Here is a 12,404-nt window from a genome sequence, read left to right as displayed (position 1 = left end):
GCTTGTCGAAGCCCTGCCCACGATCCGCGGCAAACGCGGACGGCCCTGGCAGCGGCCGCGCTGGCTCTACGGCGACCGCGGCTACGACTACGACCACCACCGGAAAGCCCTGCGTGATCGGGGAATCGTCCCGCGTATCGCCCGCAAGAACACCGACCACGGCTCCGGACTCGGCACCGTCCGGTGGGTCGTAGAACGCACTTTCGCCTGGCTGCACCAGTTCAAACGACTCCGCACCCGCTACGAACGACGAGCCGACATCCATCTCGGACTCCTCCAACTCGGATGCGTCCTGATCTGCTACCGCCAACTACCAACGTCATTCTGAAACGAGCTGTTAGCGGAAGCGTTTTTCGCCACCCTTAAACGCGAACTGCTCCACAATGGACGACGCTGCTGGAGCAGCGAAGCCGAGGCCCGACAGCAGGTCTTCCGCTGGATCGCCTTCTACAACCACCGCCGCAGACACTCCGCCCTGGGCTACCTCAGCCCCGCCGACTACGAACACCGGCGCACATCAACTACAGTGCAAGACCTCGCAGCATGAAACCCGGTGTCCACGCACCCGGGGGAACTCCAGATCATCAAACCCGGGGTGCCAACCATCTCCGTCAGTCTTATATTGACAGCTTCGCACCCAACTCTTACCGGGCCATGCGTGTTGGGCGGGGACGAGTCCTGGACACTGGCCCGGACTACGTCTGCGACAGTGCCAAACCTCCAATCGACGCAGTCAGACCACGGCTGCGACCTCACGTCGCAAGGCACTCCAGAGATGCCCTCTCGGTTCGACGCAGTGATCCTTCAACAAGATCAATCGTCCAAGCTCGAGAGGGCATCTCACCTACTCACGACCGAACCACTACCCAGAAACTCCGGTAGATCGAGCCTTAGCGTGACGCGCCTGCCGTCGTTCGGACTTGTCCGTTCCGCGAGGTAGGAATGCTCGGATCCACTGGAGAGTTCTGCTGGTTACTGCAGTAGTAGGCATCGCGCATCAGCTTCTGCATGTCGTCGAGCACGGGAGCACGCGGGTTGGTCGGAGCACATTGGTCCTCATAGGCGTTCATCGCTTGCGTCGGCAAAGCGGCAAGGAAGGACGTTTCCTCGACGCCGATTTCGGCGAAGGAGGGCGGGATACCGACGGCGTCTCTGAGCCGCTCGATGGCAACCGCATACGATTCAACCCCTTGCTCCGGCGTTCGCGATGGCAGGCCGAGGACGCGGGCAATGTCCTGGAAACGTTGCGGGGCTCGGTAGTTCTCATACTTCGGCCAACCGGTGAGCTTCGTCGGGCTTTGCCCGTTGTAGCGAATGACGTGCGGCAGCAGGATCGCGTTGGTACTGCCGTGGGGCAGGCTGAACGTGGCCCCGATGGTATGCGACATGGCGTGCACGATACCCAGGAACGCATTGGAAAGAGCCATTCCTGCTAGTGTGCTAGCGTTGTGCACCTTCTCGCGCGCAATGAAGTTGTCGCCGCCGCTTCGAACAGAAGTTTCAAGGTTCTCGAAGAGAAGCTTGATCGCTTGGATGCACAGTCCGTCCGTGAAGTCGTTGGCATATGTTGATACGTAGGCCTCGGTGGCGTGGGTGAGCGCGTCCATGCCCGCACTTGCTGCCAATCCCTTCGGCATTTCGGTCACCAAGGTGGGGTCGATTATCGCGACGCTCGGGGTCAGGGCGTAATCGCCGATCGGGTATTTGCGTCCCGAATCGGGGTCGGTGACCACTGCGAACGGCGTTACCTCTGAGCCGCTGCCCGACGTGGTGGGGATGCAGACCAAGCGAGCGTCGCGGCCGAGTGGCGGAAACTGGTAGGCGCGCTTGCGGATGTCGTTGAAGCGAGTCTTCGCGTGATCGAGGTCGGTGTCGGGGTGTTCGTACAACAGCCACATGAGCTTGGCGGCGTCCATCGACGAGCCGCCCCCAATGGCGATGATCGTGTCTGGTCTGAAGTCCCTCATCATTTCGGCACCGCGGCGAATTGTCGCAACGGTCGGCTCAGGTTCGACGTAGTCGATCAACCTCACGTCCACGGGTTCGGCGCGGCGGCGGAGGACATCGACGACTTTGCCGGGATAGCCGAGACGGGCGATGGTCCGGCCGGAGACGATGACCGCTTTGTGCACGTCGGCCATGTCCGCCAGGTATCGCAGGCTATGCGGCTCGAAGTAGATCTTCGGTGGGACCTTGAACCATTGGATGTTGTTCGTGCGTCGCCCGGTGCGCTGGATGTTCAGCAGGTGGACCGCACCGATGTTGTCGGCGATGGAGTTGCCACCCCAGCTACCGCAGCCGAGTGTGAGCGATGGGCGGAATGCGTTGTACAAGTCTCCCATCGCGCCTTGTGCCGCCGGAGCGTTCCAGACGATCCGGGCCGCCTTCAGCGTATTGCGGTAGCGATTGACGAGATCCTGATCAGCGGTGTGGATGACGGCAGTGTGCCCCCTGCCCCACAGGTCGAGGGCCCGTTGCGCCTTCCCGATGGCCTGATCAGCGGTATCGGCGGGAAGTACGGCAAGGATTGGGCAGGACTTCTCGCGGACCAACGGCTCGGCAGCGTCCACGTCGGACACTTCGACGAGGATCGCCGAGGTGTTCTCGGGAACGGTGAAACCGGCCTGGGAGGCGAGCCATGCAGGTGACTTGCCAACCGCCAGCAGCGAGCGACGGGCCGTGGGCGCGTCGTCGGCACCAGCCTCCGTACCGAACAGGAGCCGTTCCAGCGCCCGTTTTTGGTCTGGGGTAGCAAGGTGCGCGTGTAGCTGCTGTAGCTCACTCAGCGTCTCGTCGTACCGGGAGGCCTCGACGATGAGCACCTGCTCGGCCGAGCAGGCCGTGCCGTTGTCAAACGTGACCGACAGAAGGACGTCGTTGGCGGCACGCTTGAGGTTGGCGTCAGCCGAGATAAAGGCGGGTACGTTCCCGGCGCCGACGCCGATTGCCGGCTTACCAGAGCTATAGGCGGCTGCGACCGTCTCGTTGCTACCGGTTGCGAGGACGACGGAGACACCCGGGTGACGCATCAGTGCCTGATTCGCGGCGCGGGTGGGGCTATCGATCCATTGGATGCAGTCGCCTGGCGCGCCGGCCGCCACCGCGGCGTCGCGGACGGTTCGGGCCGCTTCGGCGCCGCAGCGGGGGGCCATGTGGTGGAAGGCGAAGATGATCGGATTACGTGTCTTGAGTGCGATGAGGGACTTGAAGATGACCGTGGAGGTGGGGTTGGTAACAGGCGTGATGGCCGCTACGACGCCCACTGGACTGGCCGTCTGGGTCATTCCGGTGAGTTCATCGTGGGCGATGGTCCCCACTGTTTTCAGCCCGGCGAGGTCGTTGGCGATGTGTTCGGCCGCGTAGATGTTCTTGGTCGACTTGTCCTCCATCCTGCCACGACCGGTTTCCTGGACCGCCAGCGCAGCGAGCGCGAGATGCTTGTTCAGTGCAGCGAGCGCGGCCTGCTGCACTATGTGATCGACTTCTTGCTGCGAGAGTTGCTCGAAGGTCTGGAGTGCATCCAGTCCGCGCGCCACGAGATGGTCGACTTCGCCTGGTTCCGGAGCAGGTTGGGCGTCGACGTCGCCGGCGGCGACCTCGGTGCTGGCTCGGGCGTCGGTGACCGGGGCAGTGGCGGTGAGGCGAGGTGCCAGGCTCGCGGCAAGCTCACCCAGTGTGTCGTGCTCGTAAAGCTCCTCAACCTGCAGTTCGGGAACGTACTTCCCGAGTCCGACCACTGCCTCCACCATGGTCATCGAGGACAGGCGGAGCCCTGGTACGTGGGTGTCGGCGTTGAGGCTTTGCCGGGGTAGGTTAGCGACTTCAGCGAGAACATGCACGATCGTCCGCAGTGCATCGTTGTCGACCTCAGCCTGAGTTGCCTGCGATGCGGGAGGGGCCGTGGCATTGGTCGACGCGCCTCGGCCAACGATGTAGTCGGCCGCGTTTCCCGGCTCATGCAGGGTTTCCGCGATTGTTTGCAGAGCTTTCAACCTCGTCGTGCCAATCGTCTGCGGTATCGACGATGTGGAACTCGCCGCGGGAGCGGCCTGATCCATCGTGGCAGGATCGAAGTGAACCTTGCTGGCTTCGACCGCGCTGAGGGTGACGTCAAATGCACCGTCGTCGACCAGTGGCTCGGGCGCGCTGAGTGAGCCCAGGAACTTTCGGACCGGGAGATTCCGGTCAGTACGCTTGCACGGAATTCGCACGGTTTCGCAACCTGATTTGATTGCAAGCTCACCGAGACCGGCCAACATGCGGTGCTCGACCCCGCGGCCGAGTGCCCTGCAGCTAAGCAGGAAGGTGTCGACCACAAGCTCGTCCGCGTCCTGCTGGTAGATCGTGGTACCAACGGTACCGTAATCACCGAAACGGTCCTTGGCACGCACCACCAGGCAACCCGCCCGTTCGTCTTTGAGGAGCACTTGCAACTGCGACTCCTGGCGACGTTGGACGCTGGCATTGAATTGGTTGGTCCGTTGGGTGAGCTGGGCAACTCGCCGAAGGTCGGCCTCAGCTGCCGGAGCTATGTCCACCTGCAACTGCAGGTTGGCCATGAACTCCGCGAAGTTCATCGTGCGCTGGAGCTGGGAGCGCTCTTGCTGACTGACATAAGAGCGGGTGCGCGCGCGGTCCTCGTCGGTGGTCTCCAGGCGGTCGAACGCCCAGATCCGTGCCGCGAAGTCACGCAGCAAGTCGGGCTCGGCGGGTACGGTCAACGCAAGCACCCCAGGGCAATTGGCTTGTACCTCCGCCACTTCGAGTGGGTTGTCGTCCAGGAACACCACGCTGTCGAGCCCCAGCCCGAAACCTTCGGCGAGTTGGATGAGGCCGGCCGACTTCGGTTCCCACGAGACGGCCTGCCCGGCCAGCATTTCCGGACGCAGCGGCATATCGGTCCGAGTGGCGAACACTTCCCCGATAAGAGCGGGATCGTTCTTGCTCACCAGGCACACGAGGACGCCATTCTGCGAAAGGTCCGCTGCCCAATGCTGGAGCCGGTAGTGCCCATCGCGCATCCGCAACCCCTGCGGCCCGTCTTCCCCTGCGACGCCATCCCACAGGGTGTTGTCGCAGTCAAGCGCGAGCACCTTGAACGGCGGTGCAGCAACAGTGTGCAGCGTCCGCGCGAGGCCAGTGGCAAGGGCGGTGTAACCCTCACTAGTGTAGGGCATGTGCGCAATACGAAGCCGCGCCGGGTCGTGCACATTACCTGGCTCTGGAGACAGTCCACCATGCCAAGTGGCGCAGTCGAGTACGTGCACGCCGCGCAACCCGTCCAGCAGCTCCGAGAGCAGGGCATGACGTTTTTCATCCAAATCCGCGTGCGGCTCCGGGCTCGGGCATACCTGGATGAGCAAGGTTGCCAGGTTGGTGCCGCGTTCGGCCCAAGCCCGGACTGTAGCCGCGAACTCCTCAATCGTTTTCTCGATTCCGGCCTCATCCCAGTCGGCGAAGCGCACCAACAGCGCTGCCGCCGTCGCCCCGCTAAGCGCGCTATCGACCGCGAGGAGCTGCTGGAAAATCTGACCATACGGGGAGAATTCCACTTCCCACTCGAGTCCGAGGCGCTGCAACCAGGCGTCAAGGGGCGGCTGCAGCGGATCGGTGGTGAACGTGGCGGCCACCGCAAGCCGCGAAGAATTCTTGCCGGTTTTCTGCGACTCTGAAGGGAGATCGGCCGGCTGGGCGAAATCTTCCAGCACGGTCGCCGTACCCGCCGTACCTGGCTTCAAGAGCGCGTTGACGATGCCGGCGGTGACCGGTTCGACGCGCATCCCGGGGAGAACCCCGCTCGCGTAAGCTGTGGCCAGCCGCGGCGGGCGCGCGATCACACCTTTGGTACTGGACTTGTTCGTGATCGTGTTTTTGACCATTGCCTCGGCCGCCTGTTTGGCAACGGCGTAGTGCTCCAACCCGGTGGGGCATGAGGTGACATACTCGCTGGAGATCAGAATGATCTGTCCAGCACGCTGTTCGACCAGTTCGCCCAACCTCTCCAGAGGCGTGTGCACTAGCTGAAGAGCGCTTTCCTGCCATGCTTGCGCGGCGTCACCAGTCATGCCCGGTTGCACCGTCGGGAAAGCGTTGAGCACGAGCACGTCCAAGCCCCCGTGCCTTGCCCTGATGTGATCGCCCAGTTCTGCCAGCTGATCGGCATTGGACGCGTCTGCCTGCACCAAGTGGACTCGTTCCGCGTCGGCACCTAGCGCGTCGCGAACTTGCTGGGCCTCGGCTCCACAATCGCGATAGAGGGCATAGACCTCGGCACCCTGTAGCGCCATCCCTTGAACCAGGCTCGCTCCCAGTCCCCGGCTGCCGCCGACCACCACGGCGACCTGGTTGTCCAGCGCCCGCACTTGGGGGATAAGTTCGGTTAGCTGCGCTGGGTCGAGCTCTGCGGGCAGCTGCCGCACCAATACCGAAAGCTGCACCTGCCCGACCCCGCCCAGGGCCCCTGCGAGTTTCACCAGTCCAAACCGTCGGTCCACCGCGGTGACCTCGACACGACCAACGCCTTGCGCCAGATTCGGCGCGCCGTCCGGCAACACCGACAATCCGGTGATCATCGCCTCCCGTCCCGGGAGATGCATGCCTGCTACGTAACTGGCCCAGGACAGCAACGTCACGTGCTGGCCGATGCTTTCGCCCGCATCTGCCCCGTAACCGCGCAGCGTTGCGTGAAGGTCTCCGACGTCGCCGCCAAAGGGGATCTCCAAAGTCAATCCCTCGGAGATCTCATCGATGGTCCACTGTGTTGGCCCGTCACCCAAGCTCTTCACGTCGGAGACGTTCGAGAGCTCTCGATCAACACGCTCGTCACCGACGTTCTCCAGGTCAATCTCGACCGCGAGGTTCTCCGCCGCCCAGACCTCAAACCGAGCCGCAGCCTCCGGCATCGTCACGGTGTACTCGGCGCCGGGCAGGACAGGGCCGTGAAAACGCGCCCGGAGCCAACGGTCGTTCGGCAGCTGGGCCGACTCGATCCACGTACCTAGCGCGTGCATCACCACCAACGCGCCGTGCACGATGGGCTGCGGAAAACTCGTGCACCTGCGGACATACTGGACATCCGTGTGGAGCGGGTTGATGTCTCCACTGGCCTCCGCAAAGACCCTTACTTGTTCATCGCTAACTCGAAGAACCCGCTGACCGATTGACACTCCCATAGTTCCTTTCGTTTCGGTGATTGAGGTTCCTCCGCATAGCTCGAAGGCTTCGTAGCTTGGTCTGATGGAGCTAACGGGAGTCATCCGTGCCAGCGCCGATGAAGTACCCGACGAGCTGCGTGAGCGCGCGGTGCGTCTGTATCGGGCGTCGAATCCCAAGCCTGGCCAGTGTGCAAGGATGCCTTGCCGGCCGCCACTCCCTTCCCTGAACCACGAGCGTCTGTGCCTCAGACGCCGGGCAAGCCAAAGATCATCTCCGCTTCGACTATTTCCAGGCTTTGGGGCAGGGCTTGAGCGCCGGTTATCTGTCCGGTATACCTTGGCGAGGGAATGGACATCGAGAAGGTCCCCCAAGGAAGAACCAGTAATGCGCTCAACGTCGGCGTACCCGGCAGTATTGTATTGAGAAACGAGCATCATTGGTCGCCGCTTCGCGTGCAAGTAACGGGGTCGCGAGGAAACCTTGCAGGGAAGCCAGAGGTTTGACCAAGGCACTCCCTGTCTCCACCTCCAGCAACGTTCTCCGTTTTCGGTATGCGAAAATCGGTCTACCCCAGGTGCGCGCTTGGGGCATTGATTCTGCCGCCAACCGGGCCAAATGTGGTTGGTCGCGATTATGAGGCGAATTCTGACGCTCTTTTCGTCGGAGACGATACCGTTTGGTCGCGACTGTGCCCTAATGGCCACTAATGCATGGACCATTCGGGCAGTTCGGCTGGCCGGGATGCCGGGTAAGCATCGGCGACTCGGGGTATTCGCCAGGGGAACGTCAAAGTGGTCTGCACTGGTGGCGGCCGCGATGAGTGGAAGGATTCCGGTTCGGCCGGCAGCGATACTCTCGCCGCTGAACTCATGCCGTGCACAGATCCTGGGCTAAGTAGACCGCAGGCCGTTCATGCCCGAACTGACCTCCGAATCGACCCGCACCACTCGATGACCGGACTCCGCCGCCCACGCCGACAGGCGGGCAACGTGACGCTCCAGATCGTCCTTCTGGTCGCGAAAGGAAACCCACGCATACAAACCCAGTCCACCAACCAATTCCGGGACGGCATTGGTCTCGATGTTGGGCATCCCGATGACCAGAGATTTCGGCCCGGACAAGCCGGTGGATATTCACCAGCATTTTCTGTCGGCATCCCGCGGGGCACGAATGGCCTGCCCGGCCAGAATTTGACATGGTCGGACGAATTCCGCGCACTGCAACACAGCTGCACGCGGTGGCGGTCCGATGACCCGCGAACCCTGGCTTCCAGCCTGGTGCGGTCAGTCGTGCAGCAGGGTGTTGATCTCGTCGCGGATCGTTGCTGGAATGTAAGAGCTCGGCAGTGAGTTGACCGGTTCCCACCTAACGCACTCGGTGACAGCCTCACCCCGCCGATACGTCAGGGCCGTGCACCACGGGCACGAACAAGCCCCTCTCGGTTTGGGCCGCAAAACCCAGATTGACAGCCCCGCCGCACCACACCCCGCTTGCTGATCACACGACGATGATCGTATGAGCCCTCATCCTACATCACGAAGGTCAACAGAATAAACACGAAGGCCACAAAGATACAGCCCGAGAGTGTATATTTGTACACTTTTTTTGGTCCTTACGGGCATCTCTGCGGCCTTGGTTATGGCGCCGACGCCGCGTCTAGTACATCGTCGGAAACGCACCACAGGATTTGATCCGACCCCAAGTCGTCTTTTGTTTCTTACGATTCTTGTACATCTGGAGGTCTGCGTGATTCAGAGGATCAGGATCCACTCGACTGCGGCAACGTGACACGGCACCCGCCGAATTCAGTACTGGAGCGCGAGTGTCCTATATCGATTCCCTCCCGGTTATGTCAATAGCGGACGTCGCGGATCGGGATGCGCAGTGGATCGTGATCGACGATCAGGTTCTTGACGTCACAGATTTCATCGCGCAGCACCCCGGCGGATGCCCCGTGATGCACGCCAACATCGGTCGTGACGCCTCGGCGGACTACCACCATGTTTCCGCCCACCAGAGGAAATCCGTGGCCCGGAAGATCGCGCAGCTCATCGTCGCTCGACTCGATCCGCACACCCAGGCGGAAGATACGGGTGGGTGGCAGCGACTGCTCGATTACCTGTGCCTGGTCCGGAACTCGTTCGCGGTACAGCGCGACGACGCACGTGATCCAATTCTTGAACTGGTGTTCTCCGGTCAGTCCTATTGCCACTTGCTGGATGATCACCTTCCCTCGTTCATACAGCAACTTACGGATATCGGCGCGGTCGCGCACACCAGTCTGCTCGCGGGTCGCGCACCATTCACCGACAACGTTCGATCGGTGACCGAGAAGGTTCTTGCAGCCAGTGACGCAGCGACCGCACGCGCGGTTCTCGAACACCTGCGTGATTCGGTCGCCAAGCTGATGCACCCACTCATTCATATCAGCGCCGACGCGATTCGCGCACAAGCAGGCCATCCCAGCGACAGCGACTCGGTCCAGCGAGCCCAGGAAGCCATGGCCCACATTGGAAAATGGTTCGAGGTAGAGCATGAGCACTGGCACCACGGTTGACACCACGTCCGACCAAGAACTCACGATTCCCAACGAGGGACTGTCAAGTTCCCTGAATCCTATCCCTGAACAACGTTCTGTGGGCTCCCTGGAGCGCTATGTCGTAGCGAGTTACGAGGCGCCGGCCCAGCTGGATGGCGACCTCACCTTCGAGCACGGCTTTCTGCCGCGCAGGCTGCACACGACCGCACTGACCGGGGCCCATGCCGTCTGGGAAGACGTCGCAGCGGGCCTACCGGACCTCGCCTTCAGCCCGAGGGCGCAGGCGGTCCTCAGCGACCTGCCGCTGCTGCCCGCCGGCCCTGAGGATTTGCCCGATCACCAGGTCAAATGGGCAAGTACACTGCTCGGAATGATCGCGCACTCCTACTGGAGGTTCGGCCTGGAAAGGCTGCACCTCCCGCGCAACAGCAACATTTCCGCCGAGTTGCCGGACTCGATCAAAGTACCCTGGACCCAGGTTTGCCAGCGAATGGGGAGAACCGGCCCCTGCCTGACCCTCGAAGACTGGGTTTTCAACAACTTCACCTTCATCGACAAAAGCCACCCGAGCCCCGATGGGGACTATCGCGTCGAGGACGCGGTCATCGAATCGATCCGACCGGTGGTGCCGGCCTACGGCAACGAAACTGAGCGGGTTTTCACCTCATCTTTCGTGGACATTCACGCTGCCAGCGCTTCGGCTGTCAAACAGGTGTGCCAGGCTCAGCGTGCGATCGAGCTCGGCGGGCCCGACGGACATGCGGACGTTGCTGCTGCGCTGCTGCGGATCGCGGAATGCGCACGCGGTGCCACCCGCGCGTTCCGCAAGGTCAGCCCACGTCACAACAGCAAGACATTTTGCGACCCGGTTGCCTGGGCGAAGACCCTCGTCACATGGACAGTACCCCCGCCGGGCTATCCAGCCGGGCCAAGTGGCTCGGCCTCGCCGCTGGTCCACCTCATGGACGCCGTGATCGGCAGAACCGAGTACGACTCCGACCAAGGACGCTTCGGGAAAATGCTCCGCGGAAGCCAGCTTCCTCGTCGCCTCGAGCAGTTCTTCGACCTCATCTGCGCAGCCGATTTTCGCGGCTACGTTCTCAGCCTGCGGGACGCCGGCGGCACCCGATTCGACGAGACGCAGGAGGCCTTCAACGAACTGGTGGACGCCTTCGCCGGCCCGCACGGATTCCTCGGCGTCCACAAGGGAAAGGTCGTCGACTACTTGGGCGTGGGGACGGTCGTAGGCCGAAACCAGTCAACGGCCCACGATCAAACCTACATCGCCGACTCCAGCTGGACGGCCATGGCGGACCGGCTGCACATCAGCATCGGCGAACGGGACGTCCGACGAGTCTGAAACGTGCACGCTTCGACCTTGGTGCGCGACAAGTAACGGAACCGCCTTCCCCCGCCACCCGACCTCATCGGCAGCAGTAGCGACGAGAGAGGGTCGGGCGCCGGGGCCGGTTTGTAGGTCTGCAGCCCGAACGCAACCGTCGGTGCTCACTGCCGTAGGCGGTGAACATGCTAGGCACCGAGACGTAGATATGCAGCGGCCATTCCTCGGTGATCGCGCCGTTGATGAAGGCAGGCCAGTGCTGCCGGGCGTCCTCGGAAACGCGTGGATCACTTAGCAGCCGCTTAAGCAGATCGTGGCTGGTTACCGCCCACGCCACCACTCCACCAGGAAGTTCCACCGCGCTGCGGGGCCCTGTCGTCGGATGCCGGCGGCCTCGGCGTAGACGTCGCGGCCGGTGGGGTCGATCTTGAACGGGCAGGACTGTTGTTTCATCGGCTTTCTCCAGAGGGTTCGTCGAGCTGAGCGGGGATTAAATGAGGCTTTTCCAACCTCGTTCTGCGTAGCGGTGCGGGTAGCGGAACCTCAGAGGCTCCCTGGACTGTGGGTGCCCCTCCTGATGTATGCCCAATACACGGCGGAGGGGGGCGTCCTCGCCGAGGGAACCCCGGAGGGGTGGGCACCGTGAACCCGCGGCGATGCAAGTGCCATAGGTGGGCTATGCACCTGCGGCGCATGCGACACCCATCGACGTGCACCTTTACGACCCGCGACTGCGGAACGACCAGGATGAATAGGACGAAACGTCTATTTCGATCGTTGAGCGACCCTTAGATGAATCCCGCGCGGATGGCGTAGGCGACAGCGTGGGTACGGTTGCTGAGATCGAATCGTTCCATGAACTTGTAGAGGATGTTCTTGACGGTACGTTCGGAGAAGTGGAGTTTTTGCGCTATTTCTTCGAGGCCGAATCCTTCGGAGACGAGACGCAGGACATCGATGTCGCGGTGCGTGATACCGGAGGGTGTCATATCGAGCGGTGCGAGCACTTCGCGGTAGGTCCGTTGAAGCTGATCCACGAGTGCGCCCTGCATTGAAACGGGGAGAAAGCCACCACCGTCGCTGACTGCTCGAATAGCTTGGGCGAAGGCGCCGGCGGAGAAGTGGTGACGCCATAGGACGGCGCGGACGCCCAGCCTTACCCCCGTGGCTATGTCGGCGCGCCAACGGTTTTCCACTACGAGGATAACGGGTTTGACAGCGGTGGGATTGAGGCTTCGCAGCGATTCTATTGTAGACGCTTCGGCGATATCCATGGCGACGACCACAACGTCGGCGTTGTCGTTGGTGGTCTCGATGTGTTGGTGCTCGTCCAAGCACTGGGCTAGTCCGGCGCGAATCAGCGGGTCC

8 protein-coding genes are annotated in these 12,404 nt (G+C 62.3%); 4 read left to right on the top strand and 4 right to left on the bottom strand.

Annotated features, from left to right (window positions below):
• On the top strand, positions 1 to 328 hold a 328-nt coding region (locus BLW84_RS45135; protein WP_143061367.1), incomplete at its 5' end, for a transposase.
• 6 nt (positions 329 to 334) lie between these two features.
• Positions 335 to 547, top strand: coding sequence for an integrase core domain-containing protein (locus BLW84_RS45130; RefSeq protein WP_093278791.1), 213 nt, complete (start codon positions 335 to 337; stop codon positions 545 to 547).
• Between the two features lie 343 nt (positions 548 to 890).
• Here the strand turns inward: BLW84_RS45130 and adhE are convergent, their stop codons facing one another.
• On the bottom strand, positions 891 to 7,166 hold the full coding sequence (adhE, locus tag BLW84_RS45125; protein ID WP_177227069.1) for a bifunctional acetaldehyde-CoA/alcohol dehydrogenase: 6,276 nt from the start codon (positions 7,164 to 7,166) through the stop codon (positions 891 to 893).
• Between the two features lie 879 nt (positions 7,167 to 8,045).
• Positions 8,046 to 8,246: a hypothetical protein gene (locus BLW84_RS47085; protein WP_143061366.1), complete on the bottom strand. Its 201-nt coding sequence runs from the start codon at positions 8,244 to 8,246 to the stop codon at positions 8,046 to 8,048.
• A gap of 758 nt (positions 8,247 to 9,004) precedes the next feature.
• Between BLW84_RS47085 and BLW84_RS45120 the strand changes: the two genes are divergently transcribed.
• Both BLW84_RS45120 and BLW84_RS45115 read left to right on the top strand, forming a co-directional pair.
• On the top strand, positions 9,005 to 9,712 hold the full coding sequence (locus tag BLW84_RS45120) for a cytochrome b5-like heme/steroid binding domain-containing protein (RefSeq protein ID WP_143061365.1): 708 nt from the start codon (positions 9,005 to 9,007) through the stop codon (positions 9,710 to 9,712).
• Complete coding sequence (locus BLW84_RS45115) at positions 9,690 to 11,054, top strand: PrnB family protein (RefSeq protein WP_093278786.1); 1,365 nt, start codon at positions 9,690 to 9,692, stop codon at positions 11,052 to 11,054. The genes BLW84_RS45120 and BLW84_RS45115 overlap by 23 nt, the downstream gene beginning before the upstream one ends.
• A gap of 303 nt (positions 11,055 to 11,357) precedes the next feature.
• Here the strand turns inward: BLW84_RS45115 and BLW84_RS50090 are convergent, their stop codons facing one another.
• Together BLW84_RS50090 and BLW84_RS45110 are read right to left on the bottom strand one after the other, a co-directional pair.
• Positions 11,358 to 11,489 (bottom strand): hypothetical protein, encoded by a 132-nt coding sequence (locus BLW84_RS50090; RefSeq protein ID WP_281247503.1) that lies wholly within the window; start codon positions 11,487 to 11,489, stop codon positions 11,358 to 11,360.
• 335 nt (positions 11,490 to 11,824) lie between these two features.
• Positions 11,825 to 12,404: helix-turn-helix transcriptional regulator (locus BLW84_RS45110; protein WP_342743236.1), on the bottom strand; the 580-nt coding region annotated here is incomplete at its 5' end.

Origin of the sequence: Saccharopolyspora shandongensis, from assembly GCF_900106995.1 — a bacterium.
Classification (GTDB): domain Bacteria; phylum Actinomycetota; class Actinomycetes; order Mycobacteriales; family Pseudonocardiaceae; genus Saccharopolyspora; species Saccharopolyspora shandongensis.
This window is presented reverse-complemented; position numbering and strand designations above follow the sequence as displayed.

Bases quoted from the DNA above. Each gene is read 5' to 3' on its own strand.
- BLW84_RS47085 (WP_143061366.1), bottom strand. From the start codon at position 8,246: ATGCCCAACATCGAGACCAATGCCGTCCCGGAATTGGTTGGTGGACTG.
- BLW84_RS45120 (WP_143061365.1), top strand. From the start codon at position 9,005: ATGTCAATAGCGGACGTCGCGGATCGGGATGCGCAGTGGATCGTGATC.
- BLW84_RS45115 (WP_093278786.1), top strand. From the start codon at position 9,690: ATGAGCACTGGCACCACGGTTGACACCACGTCCGACCAAGAACTCACG.
- BLW84_RS50090 (WP_281247503.1), bottom strand. From the start codon at position 11,489: ATGAAACAACAGTCCTGCCCGTTCAAGATCGACCCCACCGGCCGCGAC.